The following is a 19,241-nucleotide window of genomic DNA, read 5'->3' as shown; positions in this document are numbered from 1 at the left end:
CGGCGCGGCGATGATCATGTACCCGGGACGACCCGCGCCCATGCCGCCTACAGCTCGGCGGCCCGGGCGAGGAGGTGGCGTGCTCCGGCGTTGTCGGCGTGGGGACGCAGGTGGGCCTTCATGGTGCGCAACGCCGAGGTCACCCGGCCGGACGACAGATGGGGATAGTCGTCGAGGAACGCGTGCCAGGTGCAGACGGCCTGGTCGAGGTGCCCGGTCCGCAGCTGGAGTTCGGCCAGGCGGGCGGTGGTGACCGCGCGGGACCGGCGCTCGTCGGACGGCCGGTGCCGCAGGGAGGTCTTCAGCGCCGCGATGGCGCCCCGGAGGTCGCCGAGCAGCGCCCGGACGGCGGCCTCCTGGTGGGCGAGCGCGGCCGGATGGTAGCCCCCGATGACGTCCGCGGGCCCGGGCGCGGTCTGCGACGGCCGGACCTGGTGGGCCGTGGACCGCGAGGTCGACCGGTCCAGCAGGCGTTCGGCCGCCGCGAGGGCCGAGAGCGCGGTCGAGCGGTCGGCCTCGGCCGCGGCGGCGACGGCGACCTGGCCGAGGAGGAACGCGTGCCGGGCGGGGCCCGCCTTCCGCTGCCCGGTGGCGGCGGCGTTCTCGGCGAGGACGAGGGCTTCGTGGTGGTGCCCGAGCGAGCGGGCCTGGACCGACATGGCCCGCAGGACGACAGCGTAGCCCGCCGGGTCCGCCGCCTCGACGGCCAGGTCGAGGGCGGCGCGGTGGTAGCGCTGGGCGAGGGCGTGCTCCTCGTCGTCGAAGCAGGTGAACGCGCACAGATAGGTCAGCCGGGTCGCGGCGCGGAGCAGCCGCAGGCGCAGCGGCGGCGGGGCGGACGCCCGAAGCAGGGGCGCCACGTCATGGGCCAGGTACGCGGCGAGCGGCCCGCGGGCGTAGCCGCCGCCGAACGCGCCGTCGTTGTCCAGGAACAGCCGCACCATCTGCTCGACCGTCTCCACCTGCGGCGCGGTCACCGTCTCGGCCTGGTCCGTCGGGATGGTCGGCGCGGTCCGTCCGCCCGCGGCCCGGGTCCACGTCGGGACGTCGAGCAGGGCGAGGCGGTACGCGGCGTCCGCCGGCCCGTGATGCTTGGTCCGGCCGAGGTCGCGCAGCGCCGCCGCGGGGTCGGACGGTCCGGCGTGCGGGCTCGTGCGGGCGGCCGAGGGGCGCGGCGCCGCGCGGGCCAGACCGGTCTCGGCGACGGTCACGCGGCGGCCGAGGGCACGGGAGAAGGTTTCGGCCACGATCGCCGGAACGGGCGGTCGCGGACGGCGCCCCGTCAGCCAGAACGACACCGTCTTGCGGTCGAAGGTGTGCGGGGAGCCCTGTTCGGCCGCGACCGCGGCGGCGTGCCGCGCCAGCTCGGCACCGCTCCATCCGGTCTCGTCGAGCAGGGCGCGCAGCAAAGGGTTGGGGATCCGGGAATCCGCCATTTCCGTGCTCCACTAGGGGGATTGTCGCGCTCCCGACGGTTCTTCGCCTTGGGAGTCATGGGCGGATCGTACCTGGATTCTTTGCGTTCAATCCTCCGTCGCGTCGACCGCAGGCGAGACATGCCGTTCAAGCGAGACATATTTCTGGGCCGCCGGGCGTGAATGCGCTATACCTTCCCTGCTCTTTGTGCCGTGCAATGTGATCAACGCGGGCCCGTGTTAACGTTGGCGCGTTCAGTGGAGCGTGATGAAACTAACTCTGCAGCGGCGGCAGGTCCGGGTCCCCGACGGCCGGATCGGGTGCGTGCTGGTCCTGCCGTGGTTCACTGATCCGGAACGCGGCGTGGTCCGCTGTGACGCCGCCCCTTTGCTGGTCGAATGGATGTCCGAAACGCTCGCGCGCGGCGCCGGAAATGATCGCGTCGTGGAATTGCGCGCGGTGCCGGGCGGCGGGGAGATCGGCGCGGGGCCGTCGGCCGCCGGTGTCCTGTCCGCGGTTTCGTGGGTGGGCCGCGACGGCGGCGTCGGCGGATTCGCGCTCGTGGCCCATCGCGACGACGGCGTCGCCTCGGCCGCGGTGAGCGCGGCGATGGGGCGATGGACGGCGCTGCTGCGGAGCCGCCGATTGCTCGTGACCGACATGCCGGCCCTGTGCCGGGGCGGACGGCGCGCGGCGCGGATGATCGACGGCATGGCGCGCGCGGCGACCCGATCGGACGGCGGCCGGGTGTTCGTCGTCGGCCGTCCCGTCACCGGCGCGCCGTGGCCGACGGGGTGGGAACAGGCCGGCGTGGTCTGCGTCGACGACCTCGACGCGGTGCCCGACGGAGCCCCGGTGGCGTTCCCCGCGCACGGCGTGCCCCCGGCGGTCCGGGCGGAGGCGGCCCGGCGGCGGCTGCGGGTGATCGACGGGACGTGCCCGCTGGTGACCGCCGTCCAGGCCGACGCCGCCGCCTACGCGGCCCGGGGCGATCGCGTCGTGGTGATCGGGGACCGGCGCCACGCGTCGCTCCCCGTCCTGACGGCCTGCGCGGGCCCCGCCGCCGAGGTCGTCCACGACGTGGCGGACGTCCCGGCGGCGGCCCGGGCGCGCGACGCGGTGTCCTTCGTGATCGACCCCGGCATGGCCGTCGAGGACGCCCTGCCGATCGTGACGGCGCTGCGCGACCACGTCCCGGAGCTGGCCGGGCACCACTTCGACGTGCTGTGCGACGCCGCGTCCGACCGGGCGCAGACGATCGCCTCGGTGTCGTCCGGCAGCGAGCTGACCTTCGTCCTCGCCGCCGACGAGCGTGATCCGGACGTGCGGGTCGCCCGCCGCTCGGCCCGCTTCCCCGCGGTGCGGGTGGTGACCCGTCTGGCGGATCTGGAGGCCGAGCCGCTGGCCGGTGCCACCGCGCTCGGGCTCGTCGTCACCCGGTCGGCCCCGGCGGGGCTGCGGGAGCAGGTCGTCGCGGCGCTGGCGGGCCTCGGGCCGCTGACGTGCCGGCGGCGCTCCGTCGACACCACGCCCTACCCCGTCCGGGCCGCCGGGCCGGTCGAGGACGCTCCGGCGGGCGGTGCCGTCGCGGAACGTCCCGACTCGCTCGTCTGATCGCCCGGGTCAGCGCGGCCGGGATTCGGCGCCGGCGCGCGCCAGGAGCCCCGCGACGTCCCGGTCGGCCGCGTGCGGGGCGAGCCGGGAGCGCAGGGTGCGCAGCGCGGTGGTGGCGCGGGCCGAGCGCAGGTGGCGGTAGTCGTCCAGGAACGCGTGCCAGGTCCCGACCGCCTGCTCGACCTCGCCCTGGGCGAGCTGGAGTTCCGCGAGACGCGCCCGGGTGATCGTGCGGGACCGTCGTTCCTGGGCCGGACGGTGCGCGAGGGAGACGGCGAGCGCCGAGACGGCGCCCGCCCGGTCGCCCAGCAGGGCCCGGACGGCGGCCTGCTGGTGCCACAGCGCGGCGAGATGGTAGCCGCCCATCGCCGCGTCCTCGGCCGCCGACTGCGACGTGGCGCGGCTCAACTGGCGCTCCGCCGCGCTCAGCGACGACACCGCGTTGGTCCGGTCACCGGCGGCGGCCGACGCGACGGCGACCTGGCCGAGCAGGAACGCGCTGCGGGCCGGGGGGACCGCCCGTCCGCCGGTCACCACGGCGGCCTCGGCGAGATGGACCGCGCGGCGGCGGTGGCCGAGCAGCCGGGCCTGGTTCGACATCGTGCGCAGGACGACCGCGCGGGCGGCGGCGTCCCCGGCCGCGGACGCCAGGTCCAGCGCGACGCGGTAGTAGCGCTGCGCGAGATCGGGGAGTTCCTCGTCGAAGCACATGAACCCGCATCGGTAGGTCAGCCGGGTCGCGGCCGACCAGAGCCCGCTGCGCGCCGCCCCGCCGGCGCCGATGTCGCCGAGCCGGGGGGCGATGTCGCGGGCGAGGTACGCGGCCAGCGCGACGCGGGAGTGGCCGCCGCCGAAGCCGTCGTCGATGGTGGCGAACGCGCGCACCATGGCCTCGGCGTCGGGCGCCGGCGTGCTCGGGTGCGCGCGGGCGCGGCCGGTGCCGCGCGGCGGCGCCGTCGGAGCGATCGGGCCGCCCGGCGGGGCGTCGACGGTCACCGGGTCCCGAGTCGGCGCGGCGGCCGTGACCCGTCGGCCCAGCCCGCGCGCCAGCGCCTCGGCGAGCAGTCTCCGCAACGCGCCGTTCGGTCCTCGGCCGGGGGGACGTGACAGCGTCATGGCAACGCTCCCGAGTCGGAGGAGGCGGCCTCGGCGAACGCGGCATCGTCCTGCGCGGGCCGTCCTTCTCGTTTCTGGCAGACGTAACAAAATCTGTCAAGGACGATCCGGGGCCGGGTCGAGGCGGGCCACGCCCTTCGGATGGCCTTCGAGACCGCGGATCGTGAGGACGACCTCCCCTTCCTCGTCGGCGGCGGTGCACGAACAGCCGTGGTCCCGCACGGCGCTCAGCAGGACGGCCCGGTCCGCGACGTCGCGATCGCTGCCCGTCCGGTGGAAGGTGATCTCCCGGAAGGACTTGAGCGCGTGGACCGGGAGGTCGGTCGCCGTCCCTTCCAGCAGAACGGCGATCCGGGCGAGCGCGTCGAGCAGGAGCGCCGGTGTGCGGAAGCCGGTGAAGGGCGGCCGGTGGACGTGTTCGGGCGGCGCGAAGCGGCCGTAGGCGGTGCCGTCGTGCACGGAGGTGGCGGCGGTCGTGGCGAAGGCCCCGCGCAGGACGATCGAGCCGTTCGGCAGGTGGTACGGGTCGGGCAGCGGCACGGCGCCGGGCGGGACGACGATCGGATGCCGTGGCGCGTCCGGTGCGGCGTCGGCGAGGACCACGGTGCAGCGGGCGTGCCGACGGCTCGCGAGCCCGCCGGGAAGGTCGCTGTGGAAGGTGACGGCGACGTGGGTCTCCCGGTCGTCGGAGCGGTCGATCGCGGTCCTGATCCGGAAGTCGACGGTGCCGGTGCGCGGGTGCGCCTTGAGGAAGCCCTCGAAGATCCCGTCGAGAACGCGGACGGGGAGACGCCCCGGGCACACCGCCGCCGCGGCCTCGACCGCCGCCTCCACGAGGAAGGCGCCCGGAACGGTCGGCCTGCCGTCGACCAGATGGTCGTCGAGGTAGGCGTGGCGCGCGACGTCGAGGCTGCACCCGACGTCGCCCGCCCCGGACGGAGCCTCGCTCAGGAGCGGGTGGTCCGGTGCGTCGGCCGCGGCCATGACGCCCGGGAAACGCCGGTCGGCGACCTCCGCGTCCAGCGGGCCGAGGAGCAGCGTGCACGGCGGATGCGACGGCCCGGCCAGGACGTGCCGGAACTGCCGGACGCCCTCCGCCGTCGTGATCGCGGTGTAGCCCTGCCGGGCCAGCTGCTCGCGCATGATCGCGCCGGAGGCGAGCCCGGTCTCCTTCCAGATGGGCCAGGCGATGGTGCGGTGGTCGAAGCCCTCCGCGTTCGCCTGCTGGGCGGCGGTCGCCAGGTAGTCGTTGGCGGAGGTGTAGTCGGTGCTGCCGGGCTGGCCGGTGAACGCCGAGACCGAGCCCATGTCGATCCATGTCCGCGGCCGGCGCGGGCCGAAGGCGTCGCGCAGGTGCGCGTGCCCGCGGACCTTGACGTCCCGGACGAGCCGGAACTCCTCCAGCGACTTGCGGCGCGTCTCGGTGGACCGGTTGACGCCCGCCGCGAACAGCAGCAGGTCGATGACCGGGTCCTCCGCCAGGATCTGTTCGACGCTCCGCCGGACCGCCGCCCGATCCCGGACATCGCACGTCAGGTACGTCACGCGGTCGGCGCCGCACCGGTCCCGCAGCGCCCGGAGGGTGTCGAGGGTCTCCTGCCGTTCGACGTGCCGGTCGTATTCGCGGCTGGCCGCCGCGACCGAGACGGACGGGTCGTCGCGTCTGCGGGCGCGGAGATGGTCGCTGCGCGACGTGCCGGGCGGCAGCGCCGGGCCGCCGGTGATCTCGCCGCGCCCGAGGATCCAGATCTTCGGCCGGACGGCGCGCGTCAGATCGTCCAGCAGCGCCGCCGTGATGCCGCGCGACCCGCCCGCCGCGACGATGACGCTGGAGTCGTCGAGCGGCGGAGACGGCGTCGCCGGTGGTTCGGGCGCGGGCGTGGGCAGCGGCTCGAACCGGTCGGCGCCGATGCGGAGAACGGTCCCGGTGGTGGAGTGCCGTCCGAGTTCTTCGGCCCAATGGCGCAGGCCGTTCTCCGGCATGTCGGCGTCGGACAGGACGCAGTGGACCGTGGCGTCCGGAAGGTCGCAGGCCACCGTCCTGCCGAAGCCGGTGAACAGTCCGGCCCGGGCGACCGGCTGCCCGTGGGCGACCGCGTTGTGCACGAGCGTCGCCACGCTGCCGCGCCCGAGGTCGTCGAAGCACTCCTTGAGGGCGAGAAAGGCCAGGTCGTGGAGGTCCAGGACGTCGGCGTCGGCGTCGGCGACGATCCGCAGGTGCCGGGGCCGCCAGCCCGTCGCCGTGACCAGGCCGGCGATGACGCCCTCGTCCGGCACGGCCGTGTGCACGCCGGGACGCCCCGGAACGTCCGCCGTGGAGACGACGAGCGTGTGCGGCGGGAGCGTCGCGGGCGGTTCCGGGCCGTTGGTGAGCACGAGGCAGTGGTCGGGGAACATCTCGACCGCCGTCTCGGCGGCCACGGCCGGGACGGGCCGGTGCGCGAGGGCGTAACGATGCACGACCTCGGACGCCGGGGGAGCGGGAGCGGCGACGGCCAGGCGCGCGGTGCGGCCGGTGAAGGGGTCCGTCCAGCACACCGTCGCGTCCTCCCGCCGCAGGACGTGGGCCAGCACCGCGAAGGCGGAGTCGGCCGCCATGTAGCTGCGCCGTTCGAGCGGCCGGGGACGGGAGCCCTCCGCACTGACGCCGGTCGCATCGCCGAGCGTGGCGAGCACCGGCAGGTCGTTGCGCAGGGCGTGGGACCGCCGCGTCAGCGCGAAGCACACCGCCGCCTCGCCCAGCTCGGCGACGCCGTCGTCGAACGCGGGCAGGACGAGGTCGGCCCACGCCGCGTCGCTGTGGGCGTTGACGCAGACCACCAGGGCGAGGTCGAGGTCGCCGGAGGCCAGGTGATCGCAGGCCGCCCGCAGCGCGTCCACGCCGGAGCACGTGCCGGTGTCGCAGTTCATCGCCAGGCCGTGGAAGTCCAGCGCGGCGGCCACGCGCGCCGGCATCACCGACGGCATGCCGCCGGGGAAGGAGTCCTCGGTGGCCTCTTCGACGGCGTCGCGCGCCTCGGCGGCGAAGCGGTCGAACGACGCGGCGCGCCCCACGGCGCCGCGGAGGTCGTCCAGCGCGTAGCGGACGGTGTGCCGCGCCGCATGCGAGGTGAGACCGCAATGCGCACCGATCACTCCGCAGGTGTCCTTGACCTCGGACCAGAACGCGCCGAGTTCGTCGTGGAGCCCGTCGACCGCCAGCAGCGCGAGCCGGTGCGCCGGGTCGAGGGTCCGGTGGGTCGCCGGGGGCGTCCGGAGCATGCGGAACGGCACCGGGGGCACCGTCGCGAACGCCGCCGGAGTCTCGCCCGCGCCGGAGACCAGCCAGTCCGCGACGTCCTGCCGGGACGGCCGTCCGGGCACGACGGCGTTCCAGCCGACCAGCACGACCGGATCCCGCTCGGCCGGCCTCGGGTTCGCCTGGAGCCCGGGATGGTCCTCGGTGATCACGGCGTGGGCGTTGGTGCCGCCGAAGCCGAAGGAGTCGACGGCCACGGTCCGGACACCGGCGTCCGGACGGGGCCAGGGCACCTCGCCGTCCGGGACGGTGAACCGGGCGGGCAGGTCCGGGCTGGGCGCGGTGACGGCGGGCCGCTGGGCGGGGATCGCGGAGCGCCGCAGCCCCTCCACGGCGTGGATCACCGACAGCACGCCCGACGGCCATCCGGTGTGCCCGATGAGCGACTTGTTCGACGTCAGCACGAGACCGTGCGCGAACTCCGACGCCAGCGTGGCGAACTCGGCCTGATCCCCGGCCCGCGTCCCGGTGCCGTGCGCGATGATCCACGAGACGTCCTCCGGCGACGGGCCCGCCCGGTAGGCGCGCCGGACGGCCAGGACCTGCCCCCGGCTGCTGGGCGCGTAGATCGCCTTGCCCTTGCCGTCGCAGGACGTGCCGAGGCCGGTGAGGACGCCGAGCACCCGATCCCCGTCCGCACGCGCCCGCTCCAGGGTCTTCAGGACGACCACGGCGGCGCCGTCGGCGAACAGCGTCCCGTCGGCGGCGCCGTCGAAGGCGCGCACGGCGCCCGTGGGGCTGAGCCCGCGCAGCGCGGCGAACAGCGCCACCGACCGCGGCGTGAGGGCGAAGGCGCCCCCGCAGACGGCGACGTCGCAGGCGCCCGAGCGCAGGCGGCGCATGCCGAGGTCGACGGCGTACAGCGACGAACTGCACGCCGTGTCGACGACCGTGACGTCGGAGCGCGGCGGCAGGACGGCTTCGGCCGCCGCCGTGACCGCGACGTGCGGAAGACAGCGGACGGGATCCGGCGCGGCATGGCGCAGGTGCTCGCGCGCCGCTCGGATCACCTCCTCGGCGCCCGGCGCTCCGGCGAGGCCCCGGCGCAGAGCGGAAAGGACCACGGACTCCTCCAGGTGCTGGCTCCCGTCGGGCGTCGCCCCGACGTAGAGCGCGGTCCTGTCGTCCGGACGGCTGACCACGCCGTCCCAGGCCTCCGCAAGGGCCCTGCGCAGCCACGTGGTGTTGTAGTCCTCGGCACGGTCCGGTTCGTCGGTGGTGACGAACCCCAGCTCCCGCGCGTAGATGAGGTCGGGCGCGTGGTAGCTGTCCGACCACCGCCGTCCGGGCTCCCGGAAGACCGGATCCCCGGAGGTGAGCAATTTCCACAGGGCGTCGGAGCCGTCCGCGCCGGGCACCACCGAGCCCGTCCCCACGATGGCGATCGCCTCGCCCGCGTCCACCGGCTCGGGCGACGCGACGGGAGCCGGTTTCGGGGCCCGGTGTGTCGGCGGAGTCAGCAGGGGCGCGCCGAGGCTGAGCCCGCCGTCGGCGAGCACGGTCTGACCGGTGATCCACCGCGCCCGCTCCGAGGCGAGGAACAGGACGAGGTCGGCGTACTCGTCGGGCTCGGCGAGGCGGCCGAACGGCGTCGCCGCCGCGACGACGTCGCGCAGCTCGTCCGACTCGGGGAACTTCCCCAGCACCGGGCTCTCGATGATGCCGCACGACGCGCAGTTGACCCGGATCCCGAGCGGGGCCAGCTCGACCGCGAGGTAGCGGGTCGCCGACTCCACCGCGGCCTTGGCGATGCCCAGCGCCGCGTAGTTGCCGAGGACGAGACCGGCGCCGATCGAGGACATCGTGACGATCGCGCCGCCGGGCCGCATGATCTCGGCGGCGAGGAGCGAACAGTCGACGGTCCCCTGCACGGTGGTCTGCCAGCTCTGCGTCCAGGCGCGTTCCGTCAGCTCGCGCATGGGCGCGAGCGTGCCCAGCGCGGCGTTGTTGACCAGGACGTCGAGGCCGCCCGCCGCGGCCCGGACGTGGTCCATCATGCGGCACAGGTCGTCGGGCTTGGCGACGGAGCCGTGGAGCAGTTCCACGCGGCCCCCGGCCTCGGTCAGCTCGGCGGCCGTGGCCTCGGCCGCCTCGCGGGAGTGGAAGTAGTTGAGGAAGACGCGGGCGCCGTCGAGCGCGAAGCGGGCGCCGATGGTCCTGCCGATCCCGCGGCCACCCCCGGTGACGAGCACGGTCCTGCCGTCGAACTCCGACATGGCCCTCACCGCGTCCCGTGGTCGAGGCGGCGGCGGACCTCGTCGGCCACGCACGCCAGCGTGGGGAGGTCGGACACCTTGAGATCGCCGGTCTCGGGCAGCCCGAACCGCCCGGCCGCCCGGACGAGCAGTTCGGTCTGCTTGAGGGAGTCGACGCCGAGGTCGGCTTCGAGGTCGGCGTCGTCCGCCATGACCTCCACCGGGTAGCCGAGGACTTCGGCGTAGAGGGCGCGCAGGGCGTCGAGGACGTCCTCCGGCGGCTCGTCCGGCGCGGGGGACCGCTCGACCGGCGGTGCCGGCCGGTGTTCCTGCCGTTCGTCCCAGGTCCGGCAGTCGACCGCGGGCACGCTGCGGCGCACGGCCCGGACCATGGTCTCGCCGGCCCCGCATTCGACGAAGTCGCGGACGCCGTGCGCGTGGAGCGTCCGGACCGCGTCCAGGAAGTCCACGGTGACGAGTTCCTGGTCGACCAGCGTCGCGCCGATGTCGTCGGCGTCGGTCAGGTGCCGGCGGCGCAGCGTGGAGTAGAGGTTCCAGGACAGGGGCCGCTGCGGGATGCCGTCGATGAGCTCCCGGTGCCGGGCCGCGACCGGCGCCATGCGCGGTCCGTGGAACGGGAACGGCGCGGGGAGCGCGGCGGCGGGCACGGCCAGGGCCCGCGCGGTCTCCCCGACGCGGGCCAGGGCGCCGGACGAGCCGGACACCACCGTCTGGTCCGGCGCGTTCCGGCACGCCACGGCGAGGGTGGGGTCGTCCACGAAACGGAGCAGGGCCGAGGCCCGCGCGTCGTCGAGTCCGAGTGCGACCATGCCGCCGTCGCGGACGGTGAGGTCCATGAGCGCGTCGTTGCGCGCCTGGAGGATCCGGGCGCCGTCGGCGATCGAGAAGGCTCCCGCGCAGGTGGCGGCGGCGATCTCGCCGAGGCTGTGCCCGACCAGCACGGCGTCGTCCGGCAGGTCGCGGTGGCGTGCCGCCCAGAGCGCGACCGAGGCGGCGAAGACGGCCGTCTGGAGCAGGTCCGGCGCGTCGGCCGCGAGGTCTTCGGGCGACGCGTCCCTGTCCCTGCCGAGCAGCCGGTCGAGTCCGCCGTCGAGCGCGGCGGAGATCTCCTCCAGGACGGCGCCGGACTCGGGCGAGGCGGTGCGCAGCTCCTGGAGGATGCCCGGCCGGTAAGCGCCCTGCCCCGGGAAGACGACGGCGGTTCTCCGCCGGACGGCCTTCCCGGGCAATCCGTGCCCGTTCACGTGTGAGCCGGCGATGGTCGTTTTCGCTTCGATTGGCATGCGTGTCCTTCATGACGATGACGGCAGGGGGTTCTTCTTCCCTGCCTACTCCGCCCCCGGATTTCCTTGCCAGGACGTCGCGCGGTCCACATGTCACGCCTTTTCCGGTTGTCACGCCCTGCGCGGACGAGCGCCCGACGAGAAGGCGTGACGTTCTCCCAAGGCGTGACATGTCAGGGTGCGGGATCTCGTTGATCCGCCCGGCGGTCGGCGAACTACTGGGGTGGAAGACGTCAACGAGAGGAGACGGTGCTGTGGCCTATACGGGCAGTTACCAAACCCAGGTGTTCGCCGCCGGAGGGAGTCCGTTCCCCTTCACCCCGAAAGGACTGGAAGAGGCGGCGCGGCGCGACATGCCGCGCGAACACTTCGACTACATCGCGGGCGGCGCGGGCCGCGAGCGGACCGTGGCGGCGAACGAGGCGGCGTTCGGCCGCTGGGGGCTGACCTACCGGGTGCTGCGCGACGGAGCGCCCGCCGACCCGTCCCGCACCGTGCTGGGCACCCCGATGAGCATGCCGGTGATGCTGGCCCCGGCGGGGGTGGCCGAGCTGGCGCACCCCGAGGCCGAGGCGGCGGCGGCGCGGGCGGCCGAGCGGGTCGGAGCGGTCCAGGTGCTGTCGGCGGTGACGTCGACCCCGCTGGAGGACGTCGCCGAGGCTGCACCGAACGGGCAACGATGGTTCCAGTTCGCCTGGCCCGACGACGAGAAACTGGCCCGCTCCCTGATCGAGCGGGCCGAGGCCGCCGGATACACCGCGATCGTGGTGATGGGCGACTGCCACGTGGCGGGGTGGCGGACGCGGGAACTGTCCTCGGGCTTCTTCCCCTTCCAGCACGCGCACGGCCTCGGCAACTACGTCTCGGACCGCCGGTTCTGGGAGCTGGCGGGGTTCGGATCCGTGCCCGACGGCCTTACCCCGGAGATGGTCGCGGCGGCGGCCGAGACGTGGAACCGCGTCTTCACCAAGCCCGCGCTCCAGCCCGAGGACCTGGCGCTGCTCCGGTCGTGGACCAGCCTCCCGATCGTCGTCAAGGGCGTGTGCCGCCCCGACGAGGCGACCCGCCTGTGCGCGGAGGGCGTCGACGGCCTCATCGTGTCGAACCACGGCGGCCGGCAGCTCGACGCCGGAGTGGCCGCGCTGGACTGCCTGCCCCCGGTGGCGGCGGCGGTCGGCGGACGCGTCCCCGTCCTGTTCGACTCTGGCGTCCGCACCGGCACCGACGCGCTGATCGCGCTGGCGCTCGGAGCCGACGCCGTGATGATCGGACGCCCCTGGCTGTACGGCCTCGCCGTCGGGGGACAGGCGGGCGTCGAACACGTCCTGCGCAGCCTGCGCGAAGAGTTCACCGGCGCGCTCGCGCTGACCGGCCACCGGACCTGCGCGTCCCTGTCGGAAGCCGACGTCCGCGCCGTTCCGCCCACCGAGAAAGGAATGACGGCATGACGACCCGCAACGCCGAACGCTACGGCGACACGGTCTTCGGCCACGAAGACGCCGACGAGCGGGAGCGCCTGGAGGCGCTGTGCGCGGCGCTGGATCCGGTCTCGTTCGCGACCCTGGACGCGCTGCCGCGCCGTCCCGTGCGCCGCTGCCTGGAACTGGCGGCGGGCACCGGATCGGTCGCGCGCCGCCTGGCCGAACGCCACCCCGCCGCGCAGGTCACCGCGACCGACCTGGACCTGCGGTTCCTGGACGCCTCCGACCACCCCAACCTGGAGTACGTCCGCCACGACGTGACGTCCGACTCGTTCCCCGACGCGTCCTTCGACCTGATCCATGCCCGCTACCTGCTGGTCCACCTCCCCGAGCGCGACCGCGTCCTGGCGGACATCGCCCGATGGCTGGCCCCCGGCGGCCGGCTGGTCCTGGAGGAGTCGGCCCTGTTCCCGCTGTGGGCGGCACGGGACGAGGCCTACCGCAAGGTGTCCCTGGGCGTGTTCACGGTGCTCGCGGAGCGGATCGGCACCGACTGCGAGTGGCCGCTCGACCTGCCCTACGACGTGGCCGGTCGCGGCCTGACCGACGTCGAGATGCGCATCACGTGCCCCACCGCGGTCCATGACACCCCGATGGGCCGGTTCTGGCGGATGACCATCCAGCACCTGGGTCCGGCGATCAGCGCCCTGCCCGGCATCGGCCCGGACGACGTGACCACCGTCATCGACCGGCTGTCGCGCCCGGGCCTCATCGAACCGGGCATGGCGACCGTCACCGTCACCGCGACCCGCTGATCAGAGGTACAGGCCGGTGCCGTGCTCGGGGCGCTCGTTGGCGACGGCGTGCAGGTCCCGCTCCCGCATGACGAGGTAGCTCTCGCCCTGCACCTCGACCTCGAACTGGTCGTCGGGGTGGTACAGGACGCGGTCGCCGACCTTCACCGTCCGGACGTGGTGGCCGACGCCGCACACCTCGCCCCACACGAGGCGGTTGGACTGCTCGACCGTCGCGGGGATCACGATGCCGCCGCTGCTGCGGCGCTCGCCCGCGTCCTTCTCGCTCCGGATCATGACGCGGTCGTGCAGCATCTGGATCTCGAACTTGGCGGCGGACACGCGGCAGATTCTAGCCGCGGCGCGCGACCGCGGCGGACCACGCGTCCGTGACGATCGAGGTCAGCGCGGACCGGCGCGGACGCCAGCCGAGGTCGCGGCGGATCAGCGACGCGTCGCCCACCAGCCGGGACGGCTCGGGCCGCGCCGGACGATGTTCCACCGGCACGGGCCGTCCCGTCACGGCCGTCACCTCGGCGACCACCGCCGCGACGCCGACGGCCTCGTCCCCGCTCACGTTGTAGACGCGGTCCGCGCCCGGCACGGTCGCCGACAGCGCGGCGGCGTACGCGGCGGCGAGGTCGTCCACGTGCACGAACGCGCGGACCGCCGACCCGTCCCCGTGCACCGCCAGCCGCTCCGAACGGCCCGCCGCGACCTCCAGCGCCGCCGGGACGAGCCGCGTCCGGTCCGGGTCGGGACGGCCGTCGACCGATCCCGCGACGTTGAACGCCCGCAGCACCGTCACGCCGATCGCGCCCGTCCGCGCGTGGAACCGCAGCAGGTGCTCGGCGGCGAGCTTGGACGCCCCGTACGGGCTGCGCGGATCGGGCACCCGGTCCTCGCCGATCGGCTCCCCGCCGGACGGCCCGTACACGGCGGCGGTGGACGCGAACACCACGCGCGGCGGCCGTCCCCCGGCGGGCAGCGCGGCCAGCAGGTTCGCGGTCCCGGTCGCGTTGACGGCGAAGAACCCCAGCGGGTTCTCGAACGAGGCGCGGACGCGGGTGGCGGCGGCGAGATGGCACACCCCGTCGAACGACGACCGGGCGAGCGCCGCCGCGAGCCCCGGCGGGTCCAGCAGATCCCCGGCGACCGGCGCCACGTCCGGCGGCACCTCCCGCCGGACGTCCCGGACGAGCCCGGACACCTCGTGCCCGTCCGCCGCCAGCCGCCGCGCCACCGCGTACCCGACGTAACCGCCCGCGCCCGTCACCAGGACCCGCATGTCAACTCCTCACCGTAAGGGCGCCACCCGCGCGTACACGCCGGGGTAGCCGGGCCGCGCGCACCCGTACGCCCACGACGTCAGCGCGACCAGCCGCCCGCCGGCGAGCAGCGGCCCGCCGCTGTCGAACTGGCACGTGTCGGCGGCCGGGGACCCGGCGCAGAGCATGTCGGACGCGTCGTACGCGCCGCCGTAGGCCCGGCGGCAGGCCGCGTCGCCGGGCAGCGGGACGTCCGCCGCGTACAGACGCGTGTTGAACAGGTCCTTCTCGCTGCGCAGACCCCAGCCGAGGACCCGGCCCGTCCCGCCCGCCGCGCCGACCGGGACGGGCGTCCGCGCGACCCGCCGCGTCAGCGTCAGCTCCGCGAGGTCGTGGTGCTCGACGGTCTCGCCCCGGAAGTCGCTCTCCCGGAACCGCGCGTCGATGCGGATCTTCTTCACGGCGATCCGCTCGCCGCCGCCGGACGCGAGGTCGGACCGTCCGAACGTCACGGTCATCAGCCCCGGCGCGAACTTGAACAGGGAGGCGCAGTGCGCGGCCGTCAGCACCCGGTCCGGCGCGACGAGCGCGCCGCCGCAGAACTGCCCGCCCGGCCGGACGAAGAACAACGGCGACCCGACGGACGCCAGCCACGGGTACCGGGACGCGTCGGCGGGCGCCCCGCCCACCACGGCCGCCGCCGGAGCGGCCCCCATGACCCCCGCCGCGACTCCCAGGGCGACCAGGGTCCGGGGGAGAAGGTCCATTCCGGCAATCTAGGCGACGGACCGCCGCCCCGCACCCGCTCCGGCGTTTTCCCCGCGCGGAGCGTTCTCATACCGGGGGAACAGCAGCAGCGCGACCAGCGCCAGGACGAGCCCGACGCCGCGCAGCGCGTACGGCACCGGATCGCCCGGCCACCGCTCCTGGAAAAGGATCATGCTGCTGATCAGCAGGTACGTCCGCCCGATGACGGTCAGGACGCTCGCCACCACCGACAGCCGGCACCGCTGCACCGCCACCTGGAGCTGGACCAGCGCGATGCCCGCGAACACGACCGTGAGATACGGATAGGGCGACCGCGCCACCGCCGCGACGCTCTGCGTGTCGTGGTAGAGGATCGCCATGCCTCGGATGCCCGCCTCGGCGAGCCCCGCGCACGCCCCCGACCCGATCCCGTAGGCGACCCCGGCGAGGCGCCGCGCGTGCCGTCCGCTGGCCCTGCGGTCCCCGACCAGCCACACCAGGCCCGCGATGACCAGCGCCGGTCCCATCACCGCGACCATCATCCACGGCGCCCGCAGCACGTCCGTCGCGTGGAGCTGGACGCGCAGGACGCCGTCCGTCCGCGCCGACAGCCCGATGAGCACGGTCGCGACGACGAACAGCGCGATGCTCGTCCACTCCCGGCCGCTCATCTTCTCGCCGAGGAACAACGCCGTGTAGACCAACAGCAGCACCAGGCTCACCGCGAACACCGGCTGCGCCTGCGTCATCGGCATCACCGTGAACGCGACGACCTCGTACCCCAGCCCGATCACCAGCACCAGCCCGCCGCCGACCCACACCGGGCTGAACAGCATCGACCGGGCCACCGTGAACGGCCGGCTCCCGCGCAGCGGCGGCATCTTCTCCGCCGCCGACCGGAAGATCACGAACGCCACGTAATAAGCGCTGGACGCGAGCAGTGCCAGGACGAAATTGCCCAGCGAGTCGCCCATGCGGGAGTTCCTCTCGGCGAGCGGACGGCGACCGTCCAGCCTGCCCGCCGCCCCCGCGCCCGGCTAGATCGCCGGATGACAACGCACGGTCGCCGATTCCGCAATTTCAGTCGTACCGGCGCCCGGCCCGCGACGACAGACGCCCCGCCAATCCCTGCGGCACCACTCGCGACAGGGCGACGATCGCCTTGTACTGCGCGCCCGGCACGCTGATGTCCACGCCGCGCCGCAGATCCCGCAGCGCGGTGTCCACGACCTTGTCCTGCGGCAGCCACATGAACTCGGGGATTCCCTGGACGTCCATTCCGGCGCGCTCGTGGAACTCCGTCCGCACGAATCCCGGGCAGAGCGCCATGACGCGCACGTTCGGCCGTCCCTTGGCGGCGATGTCGTGCGCGACGCCGCGGCTGAAACTCACCACCCACGCCTTGGACGCGCCATAGGTGCCGCGCGTCGCGAACGCCGCCACCGACGACACGTTCACGATTCCGCCCCGGCCGCGCTCCAGCATTCCCGGCAGCGCCGCGTGCGTCAGCCGCAGCACCGCCTCGCAGTGCACTTTCAGCATCGTCGTCTCGGCGTTCACGGGGACGTCCAGGAACGTCCCCTTGTTGCCGAACCCGGCATTGTTGACGAGCAGGTCCACGCCGTCGCGGACGCGCTTCTCGGCGGTCTCGATTCCCGCGTCCGTCGCCAGGTCCGCCACGACGGTCTCGGCGCGCACGCCGTACCGGTCGGACAGGTCCCGCGCGGACGCGTCCAGACGCTCGCCGTTCCGCGCCAGCAGGACGAGGTCGAATCCGTCGGACGCGAGGCGCCGGGCGAACGCGGCGCCGATCCCGGCGGTCGCGCCGGTGATGAAGGCAGTCGGCATGATCCGACCCTAAGCCGCGCGGCGCACCCGGAAGTGCCGGGGGTCGGGCCGCCGCGTCGCGCGCCGGTAGGCGAAGGTGAACCCCGGCCAGTTGTTGACGACGGTGCCGTCCGCCGTCTGGTACCAGCTCGTGCAGCCCGATTCCCAGACCGACCCGCTCAGCCGCTTCCGCATCGCCCGGACGAACCGTTCCTGGACGCGCGGACGCACCTCGATCGACGCCAGTCCGTGCCGCCGCATCGCCCGGACGCACGCGCTCACATAGCGGAACTGCGATTCCAGCATGTAGATGATGCTGTTGTGGCCGAGGTTGGTGTACGGGCCGTAGAGCAGGAAGAGGTTCGGGAAACCGGCCACGGTGATGCCGAGATGGGCCTGGGCGCCGTGTCGCCATTCCTCGCTGAGTTCGCGTCCGTCGCGGCCTTCGATCCGCATGGGCGCGAGGAAGTCGGTGGCGGCGAATCCGGTGGCGTAGATGATGACGTCGGCGGGGCGTTCGGTCCCGTCCTCGGTGACGACGCCGTGCTCGGTGACGCGCGCGATCGGATCGGTGACCAGATCGACGTCCGGCCGGGTCAGCGCCGGGTAGTAGTCGTCGGAGATGAGGACGCGCTTGCACCCCATCGGGTAGTCCGGGACGAGCTTGCGCCGCAGTTCCGCGTCCGGCACCTGCTCCGCCAGCCGCCGCAGGAACCGGCCGCGCATGAACCCCATGAGCTTCGGATTCACCACGAACCCCAGCGCGCGGGCCTCGTACTGCGCGTACGTCTTCGCCCGGCTCAGGGTGTGGACACCTGGGAACGCGCCCAGCAGTGTGCGTTCCCAGAGTCGGTACGCGCGGTCGGCCTTGGTGATGACGTACGGGGGCGTCCGCTGGTAGAGGTCGAGACGCGCGACGCGTCCGGCCAGCGACGGGACGATCTGCACCGCGCTCGCACCCGTCCCGATCACCGCGACGCGCTTGCCCCGCAGATCGGCGCGGTGGTCCCACCGCGCCGAATGGAACGCCGTGCCCTGGAACTCCGCGCTGCCCTCGATCGCGGGGACGACCGGCCGGTTGAGCTGCCCGCACGCCGAGACCAACACCCGCGCCGCGACCTCGCCGGCGCTCGTGTCGACCCGCCAGACGGCCGCGTGCTCGTCGAACCGCGCGCCGCGCACGTCCGCGCCGAACCGGATGTGCGACAGGACGCCGTGCTTCCGCGCGGTGTCCTCCAGATAACCGAGGATCTCCCGCTGGGGTGGAAAGCGCCGGGACCAGTCCGTCTTCGGTGCGAACGAGAACGAGTACAGATGGGACGGGACGTCGCACGCGGCACCGGGGTAGGTGTTGTCCCGCCACGTTCCGCCCAGGGACTCCGCCCGCTCCAGGACGACCACGTCTTCCACGCCGGCGCGTTTGAGCGTGATCGCCATGCCGACACCGCCGAACCCCGCGCCGATGATCACGACCTCGTGCGGTCCATCCATGTTCGCGGCTCCCAGCTCCTGGACGACCCGGCCGCTCCCGAGCGTAAGTGACCATTGGGTCACCAAGCGACCCCCGCGTCCGGTGCGGCATCCTCCAGCGCCGCCGCCCCCGCCGTCCACCCCACCTGACACACGCCCGGACAACGCCCGCGCGCCCCGCCTTGACATCGGCCGCGCGGGCGCGTAGGTTTATCGCTTGTCCCCCGATGGGGTGCGGGACGTCGCGTGCATCGCGATGACCGATCCCGAGGGACCTCCACGACAACCTTCTCCAGTGTCGGCTTGCGCCGTGTCTGGTGTGTTGTGGTGCGCCGGGAATTGCGGGTTTGACATCCGCGGGATCTCTGGTGAAATAGCGGAGCCGTTGCGGACGGAACGCGAAAGCGAACCCGACGCAAAGGAATCAGAAAAGCCCGGAATTGACAGTCCGAGCGGATCTGATAAAGTAGAAAACGTCGCCCCGGAGCGAACACCATGTGAGTGGTGGGAGCGCGGTGGGTGTCCGTTTCTTGAGAACTCAACAGCGTGTTAAAAGCCAGTGCCTTTATACGGCCCGACATTGGTTCGGGCCGTCCCCGAGACCGCCGCGTTCGCGTGGTGGTCTGGGATTTCTTTGAGGCAAGCCGATCTCGGGGTCGGCATGCTGGGATTTCGATCCCTTAAGGTTTGGCGCGTCCGGGGTTCGCCCCCTGGGTGTGTCGTGTAGGCCTTGATGGAGAGTTTGATCCTGGCTCAGGACGAACGCTGGCG

General features: G+C 73.9%; 13 protein-coding genes. 3 read left to right on the top strand and 10 right to left on the bottom strand.

Annotated features, from left to right (window positions below; genetic code table 11):
* Positions 1 to 47: 47 nt before the first annotated feature.
* Entirely contained in the window at positions 48 to 1,436 is a 1,389-nt protein-coding gene (locus GQ466_RS19365; protein ID WP_161104405.1) for an NsdA family TPR-like regulatory protein, read from the bottom strand.
* A gap of 247 nt (positions 1,437 to 1,683) precedes the next feature.
* On the opposite strand from GQ466_RS19365, the gene GQ466_RS19360 reads away from it, so the two are divergent.
* Entirely contained in the window at positions 1,684 to 3,030 is a 1,347-nt protein-coding gene (locus tag GQ466_RS19360) for a hypothetical protein (RefSeq protein ID WP_161104404.1), read from the top strand.
* A gap of 9 nt (positions 3,031 to 3,039) precedes the next feature.
* Here GQ466_RS19360 and GQ466_RS19355 read toward each other — a convergent pair whose 3' ends face one another.
* From GQ466_RS19355 to GQ466_RS19345, 3 genes are all read right to left on the bottom strand, one after another.
* A complete protein-coding gene (locus tag GQ466_RS19355) occupies positions 3,040 to 4,146 on the bottom strand; it encodes an NsdA family TPR-like regulatory protein (RefSeq protein WP_161104403.1) in 1,107 nt (368 codons plus the stop codon).
* Between the two features lie 96 nt (positions 4,147 to 4,242).
* Positions 4,243 to 9,660: an SDR family oxidoreductase gene (locus GQ466_RS19350; RefSeq protein WP_161104402.1), complete on the bottom strand. Its 5,418-nt coding sequence runs from the start codon at positions 9,658 to 9,660 to the stop codon at positions 4,243 to 4,245.
* Positions 9,661 to 9,665: 5 nt separating this feature from the next.
* Entirely contained in the window at positions 9,666 to 10,943 is a 1,278-nt protein-coding gene (locus GQ466_RS19345; protein ID WP_161104401.1) for an acyltransferase domain-containing protein, read from the bottom strand.
* A gap of 284 nt (positions 10,944 to 11,227) precedes the next feature.
* On the opposite strand from GQ466_RS19345, the gene GQ466_RS19340 reads away from it, so the two are divergent.
* Positions 11,228 to 12,391: an alpha-hydroxy-acid oxidizing protein gene (locus tag GQ466_RS19340; RefSeq protein WP_202420798.1), complete on the top strand. Its 1,164-nt coding sequence runs from the start codon at positions 11,228 to 11,230 to the stop codon at positions 12,389 to 12,391.
* Positions 12,388 to 13,179: a class I SAM-dependent methyltransferase gene (locus GQ466_RS19335; RefSeq protein WP_161104399.1), complete on the top strand. Its 792-nt coding sequence runs from the start codon at positions 12,388 to 12,390 to the stop codon at positions 13,177 to 13,179. Before GQ466_RS19340 ends, GQ466_RS19335 begins: the two co-directional genes overlap by 4 nt.
* Here GQ466_RS19335 and GQ466_RS19330 read toward each other — a convergent pair whose 3' ends face one another.
* The 6 genes from GQ466_RS19330 to GQ466_RS19305 form a co-directional block, all read right to left on the bottom strand.
* Complete coding sequence (locus tag GQ466_RS19330) at positions 13,180 to 13,500, bottom strand: co-chaperone GroES (protein ID WP_161104398.1); 321 nt, start codon at positions 13,498 to 13,500, stop codon at positions 13,180 to 13,182. It lies immediately after the preceding gene.
* A gap of 10 nt (positions 13,501 to 13,510) precedes the next feature.
* Positions 13,511 to 14,446, bottom strand: a complete 936-nt coding sequence (locus tag GQ466_RS19325; protein WP_161104397.1) for an NAD-dependent epimerase/dehydratase family protein — start codon at positions 14,444 to 14,446, stop codon at positions 13,511 to 13,513.
* A gap of 9 nt (positions 14,447 to 14,455) precedes the next feature.
* Entirely contained in the window at positions 14,456 to 15,193 is a 738-nt protein-coding gene (locus GQ466_RS19320) for a serine protease (RefSeq protein ID WP_161104396.1), read from the bottom strand.
* Between the two features lie 9 nt (positions 15,194 to 15,202).
* Positions 15,203 to 16,147, bottom strand: coding sequence for a DMT family transporter (locus GQ466_RS19315; RefSeq protein ID WP_161104395.1), 945 nt, complete (start codon positions 16,145 to 16,147; stop codon positions 15,203 to 15,205).
* Positions 16,148 to 16,253: 106 nt separating this feature from the next.
* Complete coding sequence (locus GQ466_RS19310; protein WP_161104394.1) at positions 16,254 to 17,021, bottom strand: SDR family NAD(P)-dependent oxidoreductase; 768 nt, start codon at positions 17,019 to 17,021, stop codon at positions 16,254 to 16,256.
* Between the two features lie 9 nt (positions 17,022 to 17,030).
* Entirely contained in the window at positions 17,031 to 18,491 is a 1,461-nt protein-coding gene (locus GQ466_RS19305; RefSeq protein WP_161104393.1) for a flavin-containing monooxygenase, read from the bottom strand.
* Positions 18,492 to 19,241: the final 750 nt, after the last annotated feature.

This window comes from Actinomadura rayongensis, assembly GCF_009831215.1.
Taxonomy (GTDB): domain Bacteria; phylum Actinomycetota; class Actinomycetes; order Streptosporangiales; family Streptosporangiaceae; genus Spirillospora; species Spirillospora rayongensis.
Note: the sequence above shows the minus strand (reverse complement) of the source record. Positions and strands in the feature narration are given on the sequence as shown.